This is a genomic window from Pseudorhodoplanes sinuspersici (genome assembly GCF_002119765.1).
Lineage (GTDB): Bacteria > Pseudomonadota > Alphaproteobacteria > Rhizobiales > Xanthobacteraceae > Pseudorhodoplanes > Pseudorhodoplanes sinuspersici.
In genome coordinates, this window is record NZ_CP021112.1 from 2714461 (window position 1) to 2736660 (window position 22200).

Consider the following 22200-nt stretch of genomic DNA (forward strand, 5'->3'; position numbering starts at 1 on the left):
TGTTGCATCGGACCGCCTGCGCCAATAGTGTGGCGGTTCAGTAGTCCGCATCATTCCCGCAGCGAGTCCGAGTGCGGACTTCTGTACCAAAGCCACAATAGATTCAATGAGTTGCTAGGTGTCCTTCGCTTCCGAAGTTCGTATAAGAGGCCGCTGCGAAAGGACACGAACTTTGGAAGCGGGACACTAGCATCGCGGCCCAATCAACGAGCGCCAACCAGCCGGGAGGTTTTTTCGATGGCTTACAATATTCTCATCATGGGCGCGGCTTATGGGTCGCTCCTTGCTTCCAAGATGCTGTTTGGCGGGCACAAGATTCATCACGTCTGCCTGCCTGCCGAAGCAGACCTGATCAATGCTGAAGGTTTTCGAGTCCGGCTGCCGGTGAAGGGTCGAAAAGATCCTGTGGTGCTGGATTCGCGCAAACTGCCCGGTAAGGTCACCGCTGGCGGTGCCGCTGGGGTCAATCCAGCCGATTACGATCTGGTCGGCCTCGCCATGCAGGAGCCGCAATACCGCTCGCCAGGCGTGCGCGAATTGCTCGATGCGGTCGCCAAGTCGCGCGTGCCGTGCATGTCGATCATGAACATGCCACCGCTCCCCTATATGCGGCGCATTCCTGGTTTGAATGCGGATTCGCTGAAAGCCGCCTATACCGATCCGACCGTCTGGGACAATTTTGAACCCGGCAAATTGACCCTGTGCAGCCCCGATCCGCAGGCCATTCGTCCGCCGGATGAGCCGGCGAATGTGCTGATGGTCACCCTCCCGACCAACTTCAAGGTTGCGAAGTTCGATGACGAGAAGGATACCGCGATCCTGCGCCAGCTCGAGCAAGAGATCGACGCGATCCGGTTCGATCCGGGCGACGGCACCAAGATCGAGCTGCCGGTGAAGCTTCGCGTCTCCGACTCCCTGTTCGTGCCGCTGGCCAAATGGGCGATGCTGCTGGCTGGCAATTATCGCTGCGTGACGCCGGACGGGATGCGGACGGCCCAGGAGGCGGTGCACAGCGATATCGAGACCTCGCGGACGGTCTATAACTTCGTCAACGACTTGGTCGTGAAACTCGGCGCCAATCCGAACGATCTCGTGCCGTTCGAGAAATATGCGGCCGCAGCGCAGAGCCTGTCGCGTCCGGCCTCAGCCGCGCGCGCCCTGAACAACGGAGCTCCCAATATCGAACGGGCCGACAAGCTGGTGCAGCTTATTGCCAAACAGAAGGGTCTCAGCCTGCCGGCCATCGATGCCCAAGTGGCACTGGTCGATCAGCGGCTGGAGGCGAATCGTAAAAAGGCAGCCTGAGTCCAGCTTCAATCTGAGGTCGAAAAGGCGCTGAAAACGTCGTGTTTTCAGCGCCTTTTTCGTGACCTTTCTGCAACACCTTACCCGATTGTGACAGCCCGCGTGTGAATTGGAGCTGTTCTGAGGCGGAAACGCCCAAAAAGTCAGCAATTGCCAAAATTATTGCATTGGAGTTTTTCGTTGTTCAGTGCGGAATTGGCTCAACTGCAAGAGACGAAGCAGGGGGTTGGTGTTCGGAGTGTGGCGCGTCGGGTTGCGAACAGTCGCCGAGCTCAGGACTGCCAAGGACGTCGAAATTGAAGGGGCTAACCATGAAGAAATTTGTACTGCCGGCTGTGTTTGCCGCAGCTGTTGTTACCGGCGCGCCGGCTCTCGCTGCTGATATGGCGCCGGTCTATAAGGCGCCGCCGCCGCCGGTGTCTTACAATCCGTGGGATGTCGCCATCGGCGGCGCCGTGATGACCGATTACAACTTCCGCGGTATCAGCCAGTCGGATCGCGGGTTTTCAGCGACCGCCTATATCGAAGGCCGCTACAACGTCACGAAAGATTTTCAATGGTACCTCGGCGTCGCCGGCTACGGCGTGAAGCTGGTCACCGATCCGTCGGCTGAAATCGACTTTTACGGCGGTTTTCGTGCAACGTTCGGCGCTCTGCAACTCGATCTGGGCCTGCTCTACTACTATTACCCGAAGGAGCAGCAGCAATTCATCGATCCGACGCTGTCGTTCGTAACGTCCAATCCGAACCTGGGCTTTGCTCCCTACACGGTGAGCAACACGGACTTTCTCGAGTTCTACGCCAAAGCGACCTATACGTTTAACGACAACTTCGCCATCGGCGGCGGCATCTACTACACGGACGATTGGCTGGGCCTGAAGGCGAGCGGTACGTTCGCATCGGTGAACGCCAAATACACCGGCACCGCGCTTCCGAATGGCGCAGGCTGGTACGTGTCGGGTGAAGTCGGCAAGTACTGGTTTGGCGAAGGCGAGTTCTTCGGCGCCCCGCTGACGCTTCCGGATTACACGACCTGGAACGCCGGTCTCGGCTTTACCTACAAGGCGGTCACGCTTGATCTGCGTTATTACGACACGGACGCAACGCCGACCGAATGCTTCCTGCTGACATCTGACGTCAGAGGCGTAAACAACGGCACCGGCACCTCCAACTGGTGCTCGGATGCCTATATCGCCAAGCTGTCCTTCGACACCACGCTTGATGCTCTGAAATAAACCCAATCTGAGCTCCAAGTAGCTTCAGCGGCGGCCCGACGGGCCGCCGCTTTTTTATTTGCCGGAACTGGCATTGTTTGGCATCTGCCCTGCAACACGGGTCCGCATGCAGCTCGATCGAAAGCATATATCCATGATGGCCGGCGCCGCCGGTGGCGGTCTCGCCGTGGGCATTATGTATCTGCTGTCGCTCGAGACCGAATTTCCGCTGGCATCGATCCCGTTCGCCACCTCGATCGTGCTGATGACCGGTTCGCCGGAGGCCGCACCGGCCCGACCACGGGCTCTGGTCGGCGGTCACGTTTTGTCGGCATTGGTCGGCGTCGCGGCCTTCAAGCTGGCAGGGCCGGAGGCCTGGGTCGCCGCTTTGGCCGTGGGGGTGGCGATGCTGGTCATGCTCGTGAGCGACAGCTTTCATCCACCGGCCGGCATTAGCCCGCTCATCATTGTGATGAACGGGATGTCCTGGAGCTTCATCCTGGTTCCCGTTGCCGCCGGCGCCCTCATTTTGCTCGCTTATAGCTGGGTCTGGACCAATTATGTGCGGCGTCAGCGCTGGCCGGATCGCTGGTGGTGATTTACTCGGCCGCCGTTTTTTGGACCCTCTCCGCCAGCCTGTGAGCCTCACCGTCGCGTTCCAATGCAATGTGACGTCCGTGCAGCGCCGTCAGGGTCGACCGATGGCCGATCGACACGATGGTGGTGCCTTTCAGTTTTTCATGCAGCAGCGCATAAAGCTTTGCTTCCGCCGGTTCGTCGAGCGAAGCGGTTGCCTCGTCGAGGAACAGGAAATCCGGCGCCTGCAGCAAGGCGCGGGCGATGCCGAGGCGTTGCTGCTCGCCGAGCGACAGAATACGGTTCCAGTGCGCTTCCTCATGCAATCTCTCGACGAGGTCTGGCATGCCCACGGCTCGCAGGGCCTCCGCCAATGTTGCGTCGTCGAAGGTGCCGGCGTCGGCGGGATAGGACAGGGCCAGCGCGAGCGTCGTCACGGGAAAGTAAGGCCGCTGCGGCAGCACCATGACGCGGGCGTTCGCGGGAATCGTGACGCGTCCCTTGCCGAAGGGCCATAGCCCGGCGATCGCGCGAAACAATGTGGACTTGCCGGAGCCCGAAGGGCCGGTGAGCAGCACACGTTCACCGGCGCCGATTTCAGCATCTGCCGGCGTCAGCAGATCCTTGCCGTCCGGGCGATCGACCGAAAGATCGTCGATACGCACCGACTTTGCCGCCGCGTCCGGTGTCACTGCAATTTTTGCGGCGGTCTGCATCGCTTCCGCATTGTCGAGCGAGCGGTTGAAGCCGCTCAGGCGCTCGATGATTGCGGCCCATTCCGCCACCGTGCGGTAAACGGTGACAAAGAATGAGAGCGATTCCTGGACGCTGCCGAAGGCACTGGCGGTTTGTGTCAAAGTTCCGAGCGGTACCGAACCTGAGAAATACGCCGGCGCCACGAGTATATAGGGAACAACAACCGCTGCCTGTGTATGGCTCGCTTGGACGAAGATGATTTTCTTCTGCCGCGACATCAGTTGCATGAAGTTGCGGATCACATGGCTGAAGCGATCGCCGAGCCGGCTGTTCTCCGCGGTCTCCCCCTGCAATAGCGCGATTTGCTCCGAATTCTCGCGCACCCGGACGAGATTGAACCGGAAGTCCGCTTCATATCGCTGTTGTTGGAAATGCAATCCCGCCAGCGGCCAGCCGACCCAGTGCGTGAAGACAGTGCCAAGCACCGAATAGATCAGCGCCGCCCAGACGAGATAGCCTGGAATATTGACCGGCGAGCCGAACAGCGTCAGCGGCGCGGCTTCCGACAGCGACCACAAGATCGCGAGAAAGGAAAACAGCGTGACGATCGCGCCCAGCAACCGAACGGTAATCAGCAGCGTTCGTTCGATGAACTGATTGATGTCTTCGGCGATACGCTGGTCCGGGTTGTCGGCGGCGTCGCCGAGAAGCTGCATGCGGTAATGCGCTGAATGGGCAAGCCAGCGGTCAAGGTAATTTTTGGTCATCCAGGTCCGCCAGCGAATCTGGAGCCACTGATTGAGGTAAAGCTGGTAAACGGCGAGGACGACAAAGATCGCGGCCAGCCCGCAGAAAATCCAGATCTCGGTGACGAAAGAATTCCAGTCGCGGTCCTGCAGCGCGTTGAAGAAACGCGCGTTCCATTGATTGATCAGGACGTTGATAACGACGATCGATAATTCAATCGCAACGACGGCTGCCAAAAGCAGCAAACCGGGCCCGCGGTCTTCCGACCGGAAATAGGGGATGGACAATCTCCAGATATCGCCGACAAAGCGGGACAAGTTGCTCACGAACGGCCTTTATTTTTGGTGCAGTGCAAGATGAGATAGGAGGCTAATCCAAAACCGGCAATGGCTCACGGCCGGCAGCGGTGCGCTCAGACATGGTGACCGCGTGCCTATGCCCGCCGACCTTCGACGCAAAGTGTGCGACATCGACGAAGGTACGCTTGTGCAAAAGAAACATCCCGTCCAAACTATGACGAAGCTGCCGGAATACCGCACGGGTACCGGTGGTTAATGATGAAAACCGGCAAAAAAGGCCGGAACGATAAATGGTCTCTTGGGAGGATCTCATGACCGCGAAGTCAAGGACAAGTCGCCGTAAATTCCTCTTGGCCGCCGGTGCAACCGGCGCAGCCACGATTGCCATGCCGCAGGTCTCGCGCGCGCAAACCACCACCTGGAAATATCAATCGACCTGGCCGACCAAGGATATTTTCCACGAGATGGCGGTCGATTATGCCAAAAAGGTTAACGACATGACCGGCGGACGTCTGAAGCTCGACGTTCTCGCCGCTGGCGCCGTCGTTCCGGCCTTCCAGATGGCCGATGCCGTGCATTCGGGCGTGCTCGATGCTGGTCACGGCGTCACCGCTTACTGGTACGGCAAGCACAAGGCATATTCGCTGTTTGGCACGCCGCCTTCCTTCGGGTGGGATGCGCACAGCATGCTGGCTTGGTTTTATTACGGCGGCGGCGAGCCGCTCTATAAGGAACTGGTCAACGACATTCTGAAACTCAATCTCGTTGGCTTCCTTTATTTCCCGATGCCGACCCAGCCGCTTGGCTGGTTCAAGAAGGAAATGAAGACCGGCGATGACTTCAAGGGGCTGAAATATCGTACCGTTGGTCTGTCCGCCGATGTGTTCAAGGATATGGGCGCTGCGGTGACAATTCTTCCTGGCGGCGAAATCGTGCCGGCAATGGATCGCGGCCTGCTCGATGCGGCGGAGTTCAACAATCCGTCGTCCGACATCCTGCTTGGTTTCCCCGACGTCTCGAAATTCTTCATGATGGGCAGCCATCATCAGCAGTCGGAAGCATTCGAGATCATCTTCAACAAGCAGAAATTCGATGCCCAGCCGGCTGAAGTGAAGTCGATCCTGCGCAACGCGGCTTTCGCAGCGACCGCCGATCAGTTTGCCATGGCGCACGACCGCTATTCGAAGGATCTCGAAGCGATCAAGAAACGTGGCGTCAATGTCATCAAGACAGGTGAGCCTCTGCTCAATGCACAGCTTGCGTCCTGGAACAAGGTGATCGCGGAGCAGTCGAAGGAACCCTTCTTCGCCAAGGTGATCGCCTCGCAGAAGGACTGGGTGAAGCGTACCGGCGCCTACTTCCTCACCAACAACCTGGACTCGACCGCCCTCAACGCGGCCTACAAGAACGCCTTCGGCTAAGCTCCGGTGATTGAAAAAGCCCGCGCGGAGAATGTCCGCGCGGGTCTATCTGTTGTGGGGGGCAGGGGAGCGCCGGCAGGCGCAATCTGGGAGAAGCAATGAATCGCGTCTTGTTTCTAGTGGACGAGTTAAGCACGTGGGTCGGCAAGACCGTCGCATGGTGCATCCTCATCTTGACGTTCACCACCAGCTACGAAGTCTTCTCGCGTTATTTCTTCGGTGCGCCTACAGACTGGGCTTTTGACGTCTCCTACATTCTGTACGGCACGCTGTTCATGCTGGCCGGTGCCTATACGCTGGCGCGCAACGGCCATGTCCGCGGCGATTTTCTCTACCGCGCTTGGCAGCCTCGTACCCAGGCCAAGCTCGATCTTGTGCTGTATCTGCTGTTTTTCTTTCCCGGCATTCTTGCGCTGATTTATTCCGGTTACGGCTTCGCCAAGATGGCCTGGCTGATGGGCGAGCGATCTTCGGCGAGCCCCAACGGCCCGATCATTTGGCCGTTCAAATGGATCATCCCCATCACCGGCGTCCTGATGCTGTTGCAGGGGATGGTCGAAGTGGTTCGCTGCGGGATTTGCATCCGGACCGGCGAATGGCCGCCGCGGCTCCACGATGTGGAGGAAATCGACAAGATCGTGCTGGAAAAAGCGGAGCATGGTGAGATCGCGGTCGTCAAGGAGCTTGAGGAAATCGGGCAACGCAAGGGTGCAATCTGATGTTCGGCTTCGGCAATCCGGAACTGGGAGTGCTGATGCTCTTCCTGTTCGTCATCTTCATCATGCTCGGCTTCCCGATTGCATTCACCCTCATGGCGCTTGGCATTTTCTTTGGTTATTACGCGATGGGCGATCTGGTTTTCTCGCTCGCGGTCCAGCGCACCTATTCGGTGATGACCAACGACGTGCTGATCTCGATCCCGCTTTTCGTGTTCATGGGCTATGTGATCGAGCGCGCGAATATTCTTGATCGCTTGTTCCGATCGCTGCAGCTTGCAGCAGGCCCGATGCCGGCGTCTTTGGCAATCGCGACGCTCGCCACCTGCGCCATCTTTGCGACCGCGACCGGCATCGTCGGTGCGGTCGTGACGTTGATGGGGCTGCTGGCATTCCCGGCCATGCTGCGCGCCGGCTACGACGTCAAGATTTCGGCTGGTGTCATCTGCGCGGGTGGTTGTCTCGGCATTCTGATCCCGCCCAGCGTCATGCTCATCCTCTATGGGGCGACTGCAGGCGTCTCGGTGGTGAAGCTCTATGCGGGCGCATTCTTTCCCGGCATCATGCTCGCCAGTCTCTACATTCTTTTCACCATGGTCATGGCTCTCCTCAATCCGAAGCTGGCGCCGCGGTTGCCGGCTGAGCAGCGCAATGTTCCTATCGCGACAGTGTTTTGGTCGCTGGTAACCTCGTTTCTGCCGCTCTTTGCGTTGATCGCGGCCGCTCTTGGATCGATTGTGTTCGGTCTGGCAACGCCGTCGGAAGCTGCCGCCATGGGGTCTCTCGGCGCCTTGCTGCTCGCTGTCGGCTATGGTGCCGATTATTCGCAGCGGTGGAGGCTGCTTCTCATTCGAGCCTACGGTATTGCCGCAGGTCTGTTTCTTCTTTACCTGCTCGTCGCCGGCTTGTTGGCCCATGTCAGTGTCGACCGCCATGTTCTGATGGTGTTCGGGTTCCTGACATTGGGTGTCGGTATCGTCCTGATCCCGGGCACGAGTTTCACGCTCGGGCAGCTCAAGGAATCGGTGTTCCTGACGGCGCGGACAACGGCGATGGTGTGTTGGCTGTTCGTCGGCTCGTTCCTGTTCTCGGCGGTCTTTGCCTATCTCGGCGGCCATGAGCCGATCGAAAAATTCGTGCTGGCGCTCAACCTCAATTCGACGGGCTTCATGATCCTCGCCCAGATCATCATTTTCGTCCTGGGCTGGCCGCTCGAATGGACGGAGATCATTGTGATCTTCATGCCGATCTTCCTGCCACTGCTGAAGACCTTCAATGTTGATCCGCTGTTTTTCGGGCTGCTGGTGGCGCTGAATATTCAGACTTCGTTCCTGTCGCCGCCGGTGGCGATGGCACCGTTCTATCTGAAGGGGGTGGCGCCGAGCTGGGTGAACATCAACGATATTTTTCGCGGTGTTCTGCCCTATCTCATGATCGTTATCGTCTCGATGATCATGCTCTATACATTTCCACAGATCGGACTCTGGCTGCCGAATTATCTGTACCAGTAATTTGCGCAGTCGGTTTGGAGTTTGGTAGCATGTTTCTTCTGATCGCCGGCTTGGTCATTCTCGTCATCACGGGTGCCGTGTTCTGGTATTGTTTGCCGCGTAACGGCAACGCTCACCGTTTCGTTGGAACCGAGTTCGAGCCTTATGTCGGTGTGGCTTTCACCACGGCGGTGGCGCTGAGTTTTACTTTGACCTTGTCGGGCGTGCTCGACATGATCGGCAATCAGTAAATGCCGCACTTCGCCTGTTGAGATTTGGTTTTGACCGACGTTGCACTTTCAAACCTGACAGCCTGCCAGGCCGCTACGGAGATCGCGCGCGGCGCAATTTCCGCGCAGGATTACACGCGCGCGTGTCTTGCACGCATCGAAGAGGTCGAGAGCGAAATCCAGGCCTTCGCTCATTTCGATCCTGCGCATGCCATCGCACAAGCGCGGGAACTCGACGCGCATAAGGCGCGCGGCGGGACGCTGGGGCCGTTGCACGGTATACCTGTTGCCATCAAGGACATCATCGACACCAGCGACTATCCGACCGAATTCGGCTCGCCGCTGTTCAAGGACCGCCGCCCATTTGACGACGCGACCATTGTCGCCAAGCTGCGGAGCGCAGGCGCGGTGATCCTTGGCAAGACGGTCACAACCGAATTCGCCTACTTTCACCCCGGCAAAACCCGCAATCCGCACGATACGGCCAGGACCCCTGGCGGTTCTTCGTCCGGGTCGGCCGCAGCCGTCGCGTCCGGCATGGTGCCGCTCGCGATCGGGTCGCAGACCAATGGTTCGATCATCAGGCCCGCCTCTTTCTGTGGCGTCTTCGCCATCAAACCGAGTCACGGTCTGGTGTCGCGTCACGGCGTGCTTACTCTCTCGCGTGCGCTCGATCATGTCGGTCCCTTCGCGCGCACACTGGAAGATCTCGGATTGATCCTGGAAACGCTTGCCGGGTTCGACCCGGAGGATCCCGATACGCGTCCCATTGCGGTGCCGCCATTCCGCAAGGCCGTGACCGAGAAATTTCCGTTGGAGCCGCGCATTGCATTTGTGCGCACGCCAATCTGGGACAAAGCCGATATTGCAACGCGGACGGCTTTCGAGGGTCTGGCGGAAGCACTCGGACCTGCCTGCTACCCGGTCGAATTGCCGGAGCGCTATGCCGAAGCCTGGGAGGCGCATCGCGTGGTGATGGCGTCAGACATGGCGCATCGCTTTGGCGCGCTCGTTGACCAGCGCGGAGACGGTGTTAGCTCCGTATTGCACGATCTGGTTGCCGAGGGCCGCAAGGTGACGGCGACGCAATATCTCGCCGCACGCGATCTTGCGCAGTCGCTCGCGAAGGGCCTCAATGAAATTTTTGAGGAGTGCAACGCGATCATCACGCCAGCCGCGCCTGGCGTGGCGCCGATCGGTCACAATTCCACCGGCAATCCGGCTTTCTGCTCGCTATGGACGCTGGTCGGCCTGCCGTCGATATCGTTGCCGCTGTTGGAAGGCGAAGGCGGCATGCCGCTTGGCGTTCAGCTCATCGGCGCGCGCAACGACGACGTCCGCTTATTTCGGACTGCGAAATGGCTGGCGGAAAAGATCACACCAAAAGGCAAGAAGCGCGCGAAGAAATCCTGAACATGATCCAATCGTGATCCAATGTCTGATTGCCGATTGATCAGATCTGCCTAAACTATTATCAATTCACTTGTCGTGAATGCGAGCACGCCCCCGGCAGCAAAAAATCGGGCTGGCCTGCAACTTGCTTAAAAATGACGCTTCGTAACCGTTTCGCGGGAGAGTGTCATGAAACGTCGGGATTTCACAAAAATTGCTTTGGCGGGAGCCGCGGCGAGTGTTGCCGCGCCTGCGGTGGTGCGCGCGCAAACCACCTTTAATTGGAAAATGACCAGCTTTTATGGGCCAAATGCGGCGTTTTATTCAACCGGTCCGGGCGGTGCGAAAGACCTCTGCAAGCGCATCGAGGACATGTCCAATGGCCGGATCAAGATCCAGTTCTATGGCGCCGGCGAACTGATCCCGGCGGCTGAAGGTTTCGACGCCGTCTCATCCGGCACGGTCGAGATGAACTACGCCAATTCGTATTTCTGGACCGGCAAGAGCTTTGCCGCGCAATACTTCACAGCGGTGCCGTTCGGGCTGAATTTCCAGGGTTTCAACGGCTGGATGTATGATGGCGGTGGCCTCGGTCTGTGGCGCGAGGTCTACGACCGTTTCAATCTCGTGCCGTTCGTTTGCGGCAATACCGGCGTGCAGATGACCGGCTGGTTCCGCAAGCCGATCGAAAAGCCCGAAGACCTGCAGGGTCTCAAGATGCGCATCCCCGGCCTTGCCGGCCGTGTCTACAAGGAGCTTGGGGTCGACTCGCGCCTGATTGCGCCGGGCGAAATCTTTCCCTCGCTCGAACGCGGCGTCATCGATGCTGCGGAATTCGTCGGCCCGTATCTCGATCGTCAGCTCGGTCTGCAGAAGGTCGCGAAATATTACTACACGACCGGCTGGCACGAGATGGCGACCGCGAGCGAACTCACCATCAACAAGGCGAAGTGGAATTCGTTGCCGCCCGACCTCAAAGCCATCGTGGAAAATGCATGCGCCGCCTGCAACACGATCAGCGAGGCCTGGTGCCAGAAGAACAATGCCGAAGCGATGGAAGATCTGGTGAAGAACCAGGGCGTGATCGCGCAGCCGCTGCCGGATTCAGTGGTGAAGGCGCTCAAGGTTGCGACCGACAAAATCCTCGCCGAAGCGGTTGCCAAGGATCCGGTCACCAAGAAGGTCAATGACTCTTACATGGCGTACAAGGCGAAATACGATGCCTGGGCCGATCTGAGCGAAGCCGTCTACCATAGCAAGATCAGAAAGGCGTAATTTGAATTCAGTGGAGAAACTGGCCCACGGGATCGACGCATTCGTCGATCTCGTGGGCCGTGCTACGTCATGGCTGGCGCTGGGTATCGCGCTTGTCATGGGCGCGAACGTACTGCTGCGTTATGCGTTTTCCTACGGCTTCATCTGGGCGCAGGAACTGGAGTGGCACATTTTCGTGCCGATCTGTCTGTTCGGTATGTCCTATGCGCTGCTTCACGGCGAGCATGTTCGGGTCGACGTGCTGTTCCAGTATTACACGCCGCGCAACAAGCATCTCGTCGAGGTGATTTCGGCGTTCATCTCGATGGCCTTCTGCGTCATCGTGATCTGGCTGTCGATCCCGTATGTCTACCAATCCTGGTCGATCGGGGAAGGGACGGCCAATCCCGGCGGCATCGATTATCGCTATATCGTCAAGTCGCTGATCCCGATCGGCTTTGCCATCCTGTTTCTGCAATCGCTGTCCGAAGCGATCAAGAATTACATCGCAATGCGGAGAGCTTAAATGCCGGCGTCGGAAATCCTCGCCATCCTGATGCTGGTATCGTTTTTCGTGCTGCTGATAGCCGGCATTCCTGTTGCGCTGACATTGGCAACGGCAGGCCTTGTCTTCGGCTATCTTGGTTTCGGCAGTCTGCTGTTCAATCTTCTCCCCAGCCGCATCTTCGGGGTGGTCACCAATTCGACGCTCCTCGCGATTCCTCTGTTCGTGTTCATGGGAATGATGCTGGAAAAATCGAAACTGGCCGAAGATCTGATGGATGTGATCGGCCATCTCGCAGGATCGCTGCGCGGCGGACTGGGGATCGGCATCGTGCTTGTCGGCGTTCTACTCGGGGCCACGACGGGCATTGTCGGCGCGACCATTGTCACGCTTGGCCTGCTCACGTTACCCGGCATGCTGCGGCGCGGTTACGATAAGAGGCTTGCTTGTGGTGTGATCTGCGCGTCCGGAACGCTTGGTCAGATCATTCCGCCAAGTCTCATTCTCATTCTGCTCGCCGACATTCTCAATGAATCGGTCGGCACACTGTTTGCCGCGGCGATGGTTCCGGGGCTGCTGTTGGCGGCGATTTATGTCATCTACATTCTCGTACTCGGCATCATTCGCCCCGATATGGTGCCAGCCTTCTCGCAAGAGGAGCGCGACCTTATTTCGAAAAAAGAGCTCTTGACGAAATCCTTCAAGGTGGTCGCGCCTCCGGTCGCCCTTGTCGGTGCGGTGCTCGGTTCGATCATTGCCGGAATCGCGGCGCCCTCGGAGGCCGCTTCGATGGGAGCGCTCGGCGCCATCGTCGTTACGGCCATCGGTGGGCGCCTGAATTGGAGTGTCGTCCGCGAAACCGCGCAAGCTACGACGAAGATCACGGCGATGATGATGTTCATCCTGATCTGCGCGCAGGCCTTTGCGCTCGCCTTCCGCGGATTGCAGGGTGAAAAAATTGTTCACGATCTCTTTGCGTTCCTGCCGGGTGGCGTCAATTCGGACATCTGGTTCCTGATGCTGATCATCTTCATCCTCGGTTTCTTCATCGAGTGGATCGAGATTTCCTACATCGCGGTGCCGTTATTCCTGCCGGTGTTCATTCAGGCCAATGTCGATCTGGTCTGGCTCGCGGCCCTGATATGCATCAATCTTCAGACGTCGTTCCTGACGCCGCCCTTCGGCTGGGCATTGTTCTTCCTGCGTGGTGTGACGCCGCCGGAGGTGACGACCGGCGACATCTATCGCGGGGTGATCCCATTCATCATCATGCAGTTCGTCGCGCTGGTGCTGGTCTTCCAGTTCCCGGCGCTGGCGACGTGGCTGCCCAAGGCGATCGGCTGGTAATTCACCAAGCGAATGCTGTAATCTGTGCTCATATCCCGGGAAGGTGGGATCCAGGATATTTCTGGTTGCCTGCTGGCCTGGGCATGAGCGGAACTTCAGCGTATTATGCCGCACATCACGCGTCGCGATTTCTTCAATGGTTTTGCGCTCGGCATTGCCGCCGGCCTGACACCCGTCCAGCAGCTTTTCGCGCAGGATGCCGTTCGCTATCCGCCGGCTCTCATGGGCATGCGCGGCCAGCATGATGGCTCGTTCGAGGCGGCGCATGCGATGCGCGATGGGCAGACGCCATCGTTCGATCATGTCGCAATCGACGAGCGTTACGATCTCGTCATTGTCGGTGCCGGCATCAGCGGCCTGTCGGCGGCCTTTTTCTACCGGCAGCAGAATCCCGATGCCCGCATCCTGATCCTCGACAATCACGACGATTTCGGCGGTCACGCCAAGCGCAATGAATTTCGCATCGGCGATCGTCTCGTCCTCAGCTATGGCGGCAGCGAGTCGCTGCAATCGCCGATGGGCCTTTACAGCAATGTCGCCAAACGACTGCTGCGCGATCTGAATGTCGATATCGACCGCTTCCGGACGGCGTTCGATCGCAATCTCTATCCCTCGCTCGGCCTGTCGCGTGGCGTATTCTTTCCGCGCGAGCATTTCGGCCGCGATGTCCTGGTGAATGGCGATCCGACCGCAATGGTGGCCGACGATCTTGGTCCCGGATTGCTGAATGAAAAGACGCCGCAGGACTTCGTTGCCGGCTTTCCGCTGCCGGACGACGAGAAGGCTCAGGTCCTCGCATTGTATGATCGGACACGCGATCCGCTGGTGGGAAAGACCACCGAGGAAAAGACCGCTTTTCTCGAAACAGTCAGCTACCGCGATTATCTGATCAAGACATGCGACCTGAGCGAAAAGGCCGCGAACTGCTTCCATGGCCGTTCGCTCGATTTCATGGCACTGGCGAGCGACATGATCCCGGCTGCGGGTGCGCGCGAGATCGGATTGCCCGGTTTTGCCGGCCTTGGGCTACCGGAGCAGGCGAGTCCCGAACGCGACGAGCCCTACATCTATCATTTTCCCGACGGCAATGCCTCGATCGCGCGGCTCCTGGTGCGCGCGTTGATTCCTGGTGCCGCTCCCGGCAACACGATGGAAGACATCGTGCTGGCGCCGTTCTTCTATGAACGCCTCGATCGCGACGGCAATGCCGTGTGTATCCGTCTCGACAGCACCTGCGTGAACGTCAAGTCAACACCGTCAGGCGCAGAGCTGGCTTATGTCCGGCACGGCAAAATGCATCGCGTGAAAGCCACGCACACCATCCTTGCCTGTTTCAACATGGCCATTCCCTACATGATGCCGGACTTGCCGGAAGAGCAGCGCAACGCGCTTCTCCGCAACGTCAAGGCGCCACTCGTTTATACCAAGGTGCTGATGCGCAACTGGAAGGCTTTCGCCAATCTCGGTGTGCACGAGATTTCCGGGCCAATGTCGTTCCACAGCCGCGTGAAGCTCGATTACCCGGTCAGCATGGGCGGTTATCGTCATCCGCGCGATCCTTCGGAGCCCATGGGGCTGCATCTCGTGCATGTGCCGAACGAGTCCAATCCGGGCATGGAAGCGCGCGACCAGTTCCGTCTCGGCCGCATGCAGCTTCTGGACATGACCTTTGCCGATTTCGAAACGCGCATACGCGACGAACTTGACCGCATGCTGGGGGCAGGCGGCTTTTCCAGTGCGCGGGATATCACTGCGATCACGGTCAACCGCTGGTCGCATGGATATTCCTATGGCGCCAATTCACTGTTCGATTCAGGAGAACTGGCAAACACGATCGAACGCGCGCGTCAGCCCGCCGGCCGTGTTGCCATCGCCAATTCGGATTCGGACTGGCACGCCTATGCGCATTCCGCGATCGATCAGGCGCATCGGGCCGTGCGGGAAGTGCTGATAGGGTGAGCTTGGCTGACGTCCTAGAGCTTTCCGGCTTTGATGGAATCAAAGCCGCGGCTCTAGCTTTTTGTTTTGGCGCGTTTTCTGCACGCGAACCGTGCCCACTTCGCTCGAAAACGCTCTAATCTGCGACGTAACAGGCCTGTCCTTCAGCCAGGGCCTGGAACGTGCTGTAGGCCATCCAGACATAGCCGTTGCTGCCCCAGGCCGTTCCCTGGCTATTCTGGATCAGTACCGCGCCTACACCTTCACCGCCCTTGTTGTCGTCATAACCGATGATCAGCATGCAATGCCCAACCGGCTTGCCGTTCTTGCCGACCTTGGGATCGCCATTGCCGACATAGGGCACCGGCTCACCTTGGTATTCTGACCAGTCCGTATAGAGATGCGTTCCATAGGCAAGCGCTCTGTCCGAGGCCAGGACCTGTTTCACGCTGTCGAGGTCGCTGACGTCCACCCACTTGATCGGCCCGATTTTGAACGCAGCATCGGGAGTAAGATTGGCCTTGCCGTATTTCTCCCAAAGCTGCGCGCAATTTGCCACATAGGGCGCAGTCTGCATGGAAGGCGTACCATCGAAGGCAAGGCGACTGAAATAGGAACTGAAACTCGTGTCGCCGCAAGTTCCTGATTGGCCGTTTCCGTTCAACACCTGGATGTAAATGAAAGCCGGGCTTGCCTGGCCAGCGGTTGTAGACGGATCGACCTTTCCCGCTTTTGCTGCCGTGTAGGTTGCGAGCCCGTAAGTCGTGGCCCAGGCGCAGCACGAGCCGGGATAGCCTTCGTTTTCCGTTGTGCCCTGCTGCCCGACGGGCGGTAAGAACTTGCTCGGTATGTTGTGCGAGGACGGCAATGTTTCGACATATCGCGGCCGGGTGACTGGCCTTGCTTCGTGGATTGTCGGATCGTAACCGTAGCCATCAACGTCGGTCGGCATCGAGACAGTCTCCATGCATTCGGATGTGCAACAGATGAGACCGTTTTTATAGCCGCGGGGCTATTGCAGCCGTGTTACCAGATTACTTGCGAACAGATGTTTTGCATTAGACGTGCGATCGCTGTGCAACCGCATTGCACGTACAATGTCCGCGTCGATCATGCGGCAGACAACGCCTTGCAGCCGATGACGACGGCTATTTTTTCTCGTTATTGGCCGCCACCAGCGCATTCACATTGGCATCGAACAGCGCAATGTAATCGTCGGTGTTGGGCAGCATGCCGACAGTGCCGGCCAGATGCACCACCTTGGCGCCGGTGCGGTCAGCCAGCATGTTGGAATGCCGCTCCGGCTGGTTGGCTTCGGCGAGGATCAGGCGGATATTCTTGTCCTTGATGAGCTTGGTCAGTTCGCCGATGCGGCCGAGCTTTGGCGGCGCACCGTCGCGCGCGGTGATGAAATCGACGATGTTCAGGCCGAAGCGATTGGCGAAATAATCCCAGTCGTCGTGGAAGGCGAGCAGCGGCTCTTTCTTCAGCGGCTCAAGCCGTGCCTGCCATTCCTCCAGCTTGTAGTTCAGCCGCGACAGGAAGGTCTTGCGGTTGTCTTCGTAATATTTCTTGTTCTCGGGATCGACCTCCGAAAACGTCTTCACCATCGCGGCGGTGATGGCATCGGCAGTTTTCGGATCGAGCCAGTAATGCAAAACCGGGGCGCCGCGCATGGCGCGCCGGTTGCGCGGGGCGAGGCCGGCGCTGACCAGTGTTGGATCGTTGGCGGCGACGGCGGCGGACGCGTCGAGATGACCTTTCTCGCCACGCTCGATTCCGGTGCGGCCATTCTTCTGCGCCGCGCGTGACAGCAGCTTGTCGAACCAGGGATCGATGCCGGGGCCCGCTCGCACGACGACGCGGGCGCCTTTCAGGACCGAGGTTTCCTGCAGACGCGGGGCATAGCGCTCCGGGCGTTCGCCGGCCGGCACGAGACTGGAGACCACCACGCGTTCCGAGCCCACTGCTTTGACGAGCGCGCGCAGGTCACTGGTCGTCGTGACGACGCGGAGCCGTTCTTGTGCCGAGGCGGTGGAAAGAAGCGCCAGTGAAATCGCGCCAAAAGCGATCAGCTGTTTTCGGAGCAGTTGTGTCCAAAGCAGTTGTGTCATTGTCCCCATCCCGGCCGGCACTATAATGTGTCGCTGGCCGTTAATCCAAGGTCCAGAATTCCAGAAGCCGGCGCCCGTCCCGCGCGGCGCCTCTCATACAGGGGCTGCAATCGAAACGTCATCATTTCGGTGTGATCCCGAAGGGAGCGGTTCCGCCGTTAACCCTGGCCCTCTGTTTCCTCACCATTGTCTCCGCTGATTGTCTCGCCTGACCGGAGTTTGTATGTCGTCTTTGCAAATTCGCCTGCCCCTCGCTTTTTGCCTGCTCACCGGCCTTGCCATCATGGTGTTCGCGCCTGTGCCCGCGGCGGCGCAAAAGGCGTTTCCGTTCGATGCTGAATTGCGGCTCGAGGCCAAACCGCTGCCGGGTTCCAAGCGGGTTCCGTGGCTGCAATTCTCGGAGAATGGCGCGGTCGAGATCGATCTGTGGTGTGCGAACGGGCGCGGGCAGGCGGTGATCGTCGATCAGACGATCACCGTTGTGCCGACCTCGCTGCGCGACAACCAATGCTCGCAGGATCGATTGCAGATGGACAAGGAATTCCTCACCAGCCTGACGCAGGTCACCACCTGGCGCTGGGACGGTGCGCTGCTGGTGCTCGAGGGGCCGCAGGTTTTGCGCTGGCGTCCGGCATCGAATTAATTGATCTGACCCTCCCCACGAGGAGGAGGGTCAACGCCCAAAGTCTACTTCGCCCAGGTCTCCTTGTCCGTATCCCAGACCTGTCCCTTCAGCTCCTTCGCCAGGGCGGCCTGCAATTTATCGCTGCCGACCGGCTCTGATGAATCGCCGTCGTCCTGGGCCGTGTTGATCTGTAGGCGCGGGCCGCTGCCGATATCCTGGATTTCGCTGTCGAGCTGGCCGATGCGCACCACGATCGTGTCTTTCCCACCCGGCTTCTCGCTGCTGAACACGAACGGCGCGCCAATCACCTCGGTAAGACCGAGGCCGGGCACCGTGACATCGGGGCGTTTCACCAGCACGCTGAGTTCGCCGGTGATATCATCCCATTCGATCGTGTCTTGCTCCGCCGACAAGGCCTTGGCTGTTACCGCTGCGATCGTCTTGCCGAGTTTCTCGCGATCCAGCTTGCCGCTCGCATCGCGCCATTCTGCGGCGGGGAAGCGGATCGAGCGGCTGAGATCGATGCCGCCGCTGATCCAGCCTGCACGCGTCACGCCGGGATGCGATTTGGCCTTGGCAATCACATCCAGCGCCCGTTCGGGATCGACCTCGGCTTGGACGTCGAAATATCCGCGTCGCAAGGCTTCGCAACTTGGCGCAATGCTGTAGGCCTGCACCTTCACATTGTCCGAACGCAGGGCCTTCAGAAAGTCGACAAGCGCCGAACGGTTGACGCGAAAGGCGATGGTGCTCGGCGTGACCTCGTGGAAGCTTGCCGGACTCTCGGTGATCGTCTCCTCGACCGCAGTCTGCTCCTGGAATTCCTTGGCGGTCATGTCGGTGACATCGCCAGACGAGGCCTTGAAAGTGCGGTCGCCGTATTTCACCGTGCCGTCGAACGAGAAGGTATCGCCCGACCCGCTACGGACGAGATCGACAGTGACCGGAGTTTTGCTTTCCTGTCCCTGTCCGGTGCCGATAAGCCGCTTGCCTTGCGGTTTCAGTGTCACCACCACGCGGTCGCGGAGCGGCGATCCGGGCGCCAGCGCGTGGCAAAGATCAAGCTCTGCCGATACCACCTTGTCGCCGGCGCGCGTCTCTTTGAGGAAGGCATCGGTCTCGACATCGTCCAGCAGACCATAGACGCCGTTGAAATAGCGAACATTGTTCTGTGCGGCTGCAGCAAATCCGCTGCCCAGCAAGGCAGCAAGCACAACAAGAAAACGCATCAAGATTCTCCCGCGATCCTTTTGCGAATCTAGCATCGGGGTGGTGCGTGGTCACGGTAGAAGCGTGTTCGTCACGCGGCAAAGCAGGAGCTTTGCCGCTATTGGTTGAGGCCAGGTTGGAAAGACCAGCAAGTGTCAAATCAATAAAGGTCGAATCAGCGACATCGCCTGAGAGACGCGCGTAACGGCTCAGCCTTGTGGCACAGCGTGGCCTGGCGTGACCAGAAGGCACCCGTTGAAATGTTGCGGTGGCGATGGCGATCTTGCGGACCGCTCAGGCATGCGATGAACCGTGATGCTGCGCTATGCGCTATTACTGCCTGTGATGGCGGCTGTTGCATCTTTGCATCGTTGACCAAAAAAGCTGGGGTAGTGCCTCCCAGGCAAAGCTGAGTGCGCTCTAAGCCAAGCGGCTCGCGAGAACATCGGCTAAGAATGTCCAGCGTTTGGCTGTATTTTAAAGGACCCCTATTGCATGCGCGCACTGATGCTTGGCGCTCTCGCCGCCACGTTTGTTGCACCGGCCTTGGCCGCGGACATTGCGCCGCGCATGCCGGTCAAAGGTCCGGTGATGGCGCCGGCCTATAATTGGACCGGGTTTTATGTCGGTGGCCATATCGGCTATGGCTGGGATCCTGCAAGCGCCACGTTTAATCCGGCGACATACGCGGCAGCGACCGCACCCACGTTGATCGTCTCCAGCGCCACTGCGCCGTTTGGTTTGTCGGTCGATCCGTCCGGCGTGCTCGGCGGTCTGCAAATTGGCGGCAATATCCAGAACGGTGCGTTCGTTTATGGCCTCGAAGCCGACATCACGTTTGCCAAGTTAAAGGAAGAAGCCAATCGCGGCTTTGCCGTCACGGGCACTGTGGGTGGTGACAACGGCGATTTCACCGGCAATGTCTATCTGCGCCAGAAAATGGATTATTTCGGCACCGTGCGTGGTCGGCTGGGTGTCGCTCATGACACTCTGTTGCTTTATGCGACAGGCGGTCTTGCCTGGGGCCGCGTGAACACGACCTTCGGGGTCAACAACATTGTGCTGGCCAATCCGGCAAACTGGGGTGGCCCCAATCCGCCGCCCTATCCGGTCAGCGCGTCGTCCAGTGACACACGCTTCGGATACGCTGTCGGCGGTGGTCTGGAATGGGCTTTCGCGCCGAAATGGACGATGCGGGGCGAGTATCTCTACATGGATCTCGGCTCGGGTGACGCGCTCATCATTCCAGGTGGCGTCGCCCATTCCGATCTCACAACGCACATTGCCCGCTTCGCCATAAACTACCGCCTCTAAGCGGCTCCGGCCTCGGCCCTAGTAAAAGAGCGGGGCAGCAGCCCCGCTCTTTTGTTTCCAATGCATCAACCCAGAGACCGCCAGACATCGAATGCAAAAAAAGGCTCCGGCATATGCCGGAGCCTTTCGCATTCAGACGATGGCCTGGTAGGACGGGCTTAGAAGCCCATGCCGCCCATACCACCCATGCCACCGCCGCCCGGCATCGCCGGCGCCGGTTCTTTCGGCAGCTCGGCCACCATGGCTTCGGTGGTGATCAGGAGACCGGCGACCGAGGCCGCATCCTGCAGCGCCGCGCGCACGACCTTGGCCGGATCGACGATGCCGGCTTCCAGCATGTCGACATAGCTTTCGTTCGCTGCGTTGAAGCCGAAGGTCTCGGACTTGTTCTCAAGCACCTTGCCGACCACGATCGAGCCTTCGACGCCGGCATTTTCCGAGATCTGACGGATCGGCGCTTCGATCGCCTTCAGGACGATGTTGATGCCGGCCTGGATGTCGGAGTTCTCATTGGTGATCTTGCCGACCGCCTTCTTGGCGCGAAGGAGAGCGATACCGCCGCCCGGAACGATGCCTTCTTCAACAGCAGCCCGGGTGGCGTTGAGCGCGTCTTCGACGCGATCCTTCTTTTCCTTCACTTCGATTTCGGTCGCACCGCCGACCTTGATCACCGCAACACCGCCGGCGAGCTTGGCCAGACGTTCCTGCAGCTTTTCCTTGTCGTAGTCGGATGTGGTTTCCTCGATCTGCGCCTTGATCTGCGCAACGCGGCCCTCGATGTCCTTGGGCTTACCCGCGCCTTTGACGATCGTGGTCTTTTCCTTCTCGATGATCACCTTCTTCGCGCGGCCCAGCATGTTGAGGGTCACGGTTTCCAGCTTCATGCCGAGATCGTCGGAGATGAGCTGGCCGCCGGTGAGGATCGCGAGGTCTTCCAGCATGGCCTTGCGGCGATCGCCGAAGCCCGGAGCCTTCACCGCAGCGACCTTCAGGCCGCCGCGCAGACGGTTGACCACGAGGGTCGCCAGCGCTTCGCCTTCGACGTCTTCAGCGATGATCACCAGCGGCTTGCCCGATTGTACGACGGCTTCGAGCAGCGGCAGCATGGCCTGCAGACCGGAGAGCTTCTTCTCGTGCAACAGCACGTATGCGTCTTCCATCTCCGCGATCATCTTCTCGGCGTTGGTCACGAAATACGGCGACAGATAGCCGCGGTCGAACTGCATGCCTTCGACGATGTCGACTTCGGTGTCGAGGGACTTGGCTTCTTCGACAGTGATGACGCCTTCATTGCCGACCTTCTGCATCGCCTGGGCGATCATCTTGCCGATGGTCTGGTCGCCGTTGGCGGAGATGGTGCCGACCTGTGCGACCTCGGCGGACGAAGCGACCGGCTTCGCGCGCTTCTCGATGTCCTTGAGGACGGCGGTTACGGCGATATCGACGCCGCGCTTCAGGTCCATCGGGTTCATGCCGGCCGCAACCGACTTCGCGCCTTCGCGAACGATGGCCTGGGCCAGCACTGTCGCCGTGGTCGTGCCGTCGCCGGCGCGATCGTTGGTCTTCGAGGCGACTTCGCGCACCATCTGTGCGCCCATGTTTTCGAACTTGTCTTCAAGCTCGATTTCTTTCGCCACCGTCACGCCGTCCTTGGTGATACGCGGTGCACCGAACGACTTGTCGATCACGACATTGCGGCCTTTCGGGCCGAGCGTGACCTTCACCGCATTGGCGAGAACATCGACGCCGCGCAGCATCCGCTCGCGGGCATCGCCGGAAAATTTTACGTCTTTCGCTGACATTGGAAA

Annotated in this window: 19 protein-coding genes; 14 read left to right on the forward strand and 5 right to left on the reverse strand. The window is 59.2% G+C overall.

Going from position 1 to position 22200, the window contains the following annotated elements; all coding sequences use genetic code 11:
- The first annotated feature begins 237 nt into the window (after positions 1 to 237).
- The 3 genes from CAK95_RS13065 to CAK95_RS13075 all read left to right on the forward strand — a co-directional run bounded on the left by CAK95_RS13065 (position 238) and on the right by CAK95_RS13075 (position 3117).
- On the forward strand, positions 238 to 1305 hold the full coding sequence (locus CAK95_RS13065) for a hypothetical protein (RefSeq protein ID WP_086088310.1): 1068 nt from the start codon (positions 238 to 240) through the stop codon (positions 1303 to 1305).
- Between the two features lie 311 nt (positions 1306 to 1616).
- Entirely contained in the window at positions 1617 to 2540 is a 924-nt protein-coding gene (locus tag CAK95_RS13070) for a TorF family putative porin (protein WP_086088311.1), read from the forward strand.
- A gap of 133 nt (positions 2541 to 2673) precedes the next feature.
- On the forward strand, positions 2674 to 3117 hold the full coding sequence (locus CAK95_RS13075; protein WP_157699614.1) for an HPP family protein: 444 nt from the start codon (positions 2674 to 2676) through the stop codon (positions 3115 to 3117).
- Between the two features lies 1 nt (position 3118).
- Here the strand turns inward: CAK95_RS13075 and CAK95_RS13080 are convergent, their stop codons facing one another.
- Positions 3119 to 4864, reverse strand: a complete 1746-nt coding sequence (locus CAK95_RS13080) for an ABC transporter ATP-binding protein/permease (RefSeq protein WP_086088313.1) — start codon at positions 4862 to 4864, stop codon at positions 3119 to 3121.
- 284 nt (positions 4865 to 5148) lie between these two features.
- Between CAK95_RS13080 and CAK95_RS13085 the strand changes: the two genes are divergently transcribed.
- The 9 genes from CAK95_RS13085 to CAK95_RS13125 all read left to right on the forward strand — a co-directional run bounded on the left by CAK95_RS13085 (position 5149) and on the right by CAK95_RS13125 (position 15151).
- Positions 5149 to 6258 carry a TRAP transporter substrate-binding protein gene (locus CAK95_RS13085; RefSeq protein ID WP_086088314.1) on the forward strand — a complete coding sequence of 370 codons (1110 nt, stop codon included), beginning with the start codon at positions 5149 to 5151 and terminating at the stop codon, positions 6256 to 6258.
- A gap of 98 nt (positions 6259 to 6356) precedes the next feature.
- The gene (locus CAK95_RS13090) at positions 6357 to 6977 is read left to right on the forward strand and encodes a TRAP transporter small permease subunit (RefSeq protein ID WP_086088315.1); all 621 of its coding nucleotides are present in this window, start codon (positions 6357 to 6359) and stop codon (positions 6975 to 6977) included.
- Entirely contained in the window at positions 6977 to 8485 is a 1509-nt protein-coding gene (locus CAK95_RS13095) for a TRAP transporter large permease (RefSeq protein ID WP_086088316.1), read from the forward strand. Before CAK95_RS13090 ends, CAK95_RS13095 begins: the two co-directional genes overlap by 1 nt.
- 29 nt (positions 8486 to 8514) lie before the next feature.
- On the forward strand, positions 8515 to 8715 hold the full coding sequence (locus CAK95_RS13100) for a hypothetical protein (RefSeq protein ID WP_086088317.1): 201 nt from the start codon (positions 8515 to 8517) through the stop codon (positions 8713 to 8715).
- 30 nt (positions 8716 to 8745) lie between these two features.
- On the forward strand, positions 8746 to 10107 hold the full coding sequence (locus CAK95_RS13105; protein WP_086088318.1) for an amidase: 1362 nt from the start codon (positions 8746 to 8748) through the stop codon (positions 10105 to 10107).
- Between the two features lie 168 nt (positions 10108 to 10275).
- Entirely contained in the window at positions 10276 to 11361 is a 1086-nt protein-coding gene (locus CAK95_RS13110; RefSeq protein WP_086088319.1) for a TRAP transporter substrate-binding protein, read from the forward strand.
- 10 nt (positions 11362 to 11371) lie between these two features.
- Complete coding sequence (locus tag CAK95_RS13115) at positions 11372 to 11866, forward strand: TRAP transporter small permease subunit (RefSeq protein ID WP_245303850.1); 495 nt, start codon at positions 11372 to 11374, stop codon at positions 11864 to 11866.
- Positions 11867 to 13192: a TRAP transporter large permease gene (locus CAK95_RS13120; RefSeq protein ID WP_086088321.1), complete on the forward strand. Its 1326-nt coding sequence runs from the start codon at positions 11867 to 11869 to the stop codon at positions 13190 to 13192.
- A gap of 105 nt (positions 13193 to 13297) precedes the next feature.
- Entirely contained in the window at positions 13298 to 15151 is a 1854-nt protein-coding gene (locus CAK95_RS13125; RefSeq protein ID WP_086088322.1) for an NAD(P)-binding protein, read from the forward strand.
- 115 nt (positions 15152 to 15266) lie between these two features.
- Here the strand turns inward: CAK95_RS13125 and CAK95_RS13130 are convergent, their stop codons facing one another.
- Positions 15267 to 16082, reverse strand: a complete 816-nt coding sequence (locus CAK95_RS13130; protein ID WP_157699615.1) for a C1 family peptidase — start codon at positions 16080 to 16082, stop codon at positions 15267 to 15269.
- Positions 16083 to 16278: 196 nt separating this feature from the next.
- Positions 16279 to 17244: a metal ABC transporter substrate-binding protein gene (locus CAK95_RS13135; protein WP_157699616.1), complete on the reverse strand. Its 966-nt coding sequence runs from the start codon at positions 17242 to 17244 to the stop codon at positions 16279 to 16281.
- Between the two features lie 223 nt (positions 17245 to 17467).
- Here CAK95_RS13135 and CAK95_RS13140 point away from each other — a divergent pair, with 223 nt between their 5' ends.
- Positions 17468 to 17887, forward strand: coding sequence for an META domain-containing protein (locus tag CAK95_RS13140; RefSeq protein ID WP_086088325.1), 420 nt, complete (start codon positions 17468 to 17470; stop codon positions 17885 to 17887).
- A 44-nt stretch (positions 17888 to 17931) separates the two neighbouring features.
- Here the strand turns inward: CAK95_RS13140 and CAK95_RS13145 are convergent, their stop codons facing one another.
- Positions 17932 to 19098 (reverse strand): hypothetical protein, encoded by a 1167-nt coding sequence (locus CAK95_RS13145; protein WP_086088326.1) that lies wholly within the window; start codon positions 19096 to 19098, stop codon positions 17932 to 17934.
- A gap of 475 nt (positions 19099 to 19573) precedes the next feature.
- Here CAK95_RS13145 and CAK95_RS13150 point away from each other — a divergent pair, with 475 nt between their 5' ends.
- Complete coding sequence (locus CAK95_RS13150) at positions 19574 to 20392, forward strand: outer membrane protein (protein ID WP_086088327.1); 819 nt, start codon at positions 19574 to 19576, stop codon at positions 20390 to 20392.
- A 158-nt stretch (positions 20393 to 20550) separates the two neighbouring features.
- Here CAK95_RS13150 and groL read toward each other — a convergent pair whose 3' ends face one another.
- Complete coding sequence (groL, locus tag CAK95_RS13155) at positions 20551 to 22194, reverse strand: chaperonin GroEL (RefSeq protein WP_086088328.1); 1644 nt, start codon at positions 22192 to 22194, stop codon at positions 20551 to 20553.
- Positions 22195 to 22200: the final 6 nt, after the last annotated feature.

What these genes read in the sequence shown, in the direction of transcription:
- CAK95_RS13135 (WP_157699616.1), bottom strand. Translation starts at nt 17,244, where the DNA reads ATGACACAACTGCTTTGGACACAACTGCTCCGAAAACAGCTGATCGCT.
- CAK95_RS13085 (WP_086088314.1), top strand. Translation starts at nt 5,149, where the DNA reads ATGACCGCGAAGTCAAGGACAAGTCGCCGTAAATTCCTCTTGGCCGCC.
- CAK95_RS13120 (WP_086088321.1), top strand. Translation starts at nt 11,867, where the DNA reads ATGCCGGCGTCGGAAATCCTCGCCATCCTGATGCTGGTATCGTTTTTC.
- CAK95_RS13090 (WP_086088315.1), top strand. Translation starts at nt 6,357, where the DNA reads ATGAATCGCGTCTTGTTTCTAGTGGACGAGTTAAGCACGTGGGTCGGC.
- CAK95_RS13075 (WP_157699614.1), top strand. Translation starts at nt 2,674, where the DNA reads ATGATGGCCGGCGCCGCCGGTGGCGGTCTCGCCGTGGGCATTATGTAT.
- CAK95_RS13145 (WP_086088326.1), bottom strand. Translation starts at nt 19,098, where the DNA reads ATGCGTTTTCTTGTTGTGCTTGCTGCCTTGCTGGGCAGCGGATTTGCT.
- CAK95_RS13125 (WP_086088322.1), top strand. Translation starts at nt 13,298, where the DNA reads ATGCCGCACATCACGCGTCGCGATTTCTTCAATGGTTTTGCGCTCGGC.
- CAK95_RS13065 (WP_086088310.1), top strand. Translation starts at nt 238, where the DNA reads ATGGCTTACAATATTCTCATCATGGGCGCGGCTTATGGGTCGCTCCTT.
- groL (WP_086088328.1), bottom strand. Translation starts at nt 22,194, where the DNA reads ATGTCAGCGAAAGACGTAAAATTTTCCGGCGATGCCCGCGAGCGGATG.
- CAK95_RS13070 (WP_086088311.1), top strand. Translation starts at nt 1,617, where the DNA reads ATGAAGAAATTTGTACTGCCGGCTGTGTTTGCCGCAGCTGTTGTTACC.
- CAK95_RS13100 (WP_086088317.1), top strand. Translation starts at nt 8,515, where the DNA reads ATGTTTCTTCTGATCGCCGGCTTGGTCATTCTCGTCATCACGGGTGCC.
- CAK95_RS13150 (WP_086088327.1), top strand. Translation starts at nt 19,574, where the DNA reads ATGCGCGCACTGATGCTTGGCGCTCTCGCCGCCACGTTTGTTGCACCG.
- CAK95_RS13095 (WP_086088316.1), top strand. Translation starts at nt 6,977, where the DNA reads ATGTTCGGCTTCGGCAATCCGGAACTGGGAGTGCTGATGCTCTTCCTG.
- CAK95_RS13140 (WP_086088325.1), top strand. Translation starts at nt 17,468, where the DNA reads ATGTCGTCTTTGCAAATTCGCCTGCCCCTCGCTTTTTGCCTGCTCACC.
- CAK95_RS13130 (WP_157699615.1), bottom strand. Translation starts at nt 16,082, where the DNA reads ATGCCGACCGACGTTGATGGCTACGGTTACGATCCGACAATCCACGAA.
- CAK95_RS13110 (WP_086088319.1), top strand. Translation starts at nt 10,276, where the DNA reads ATGAAACGTCGGGATTTCACAAAAATTGCTTTGGCGGGAGCCGCGGCG.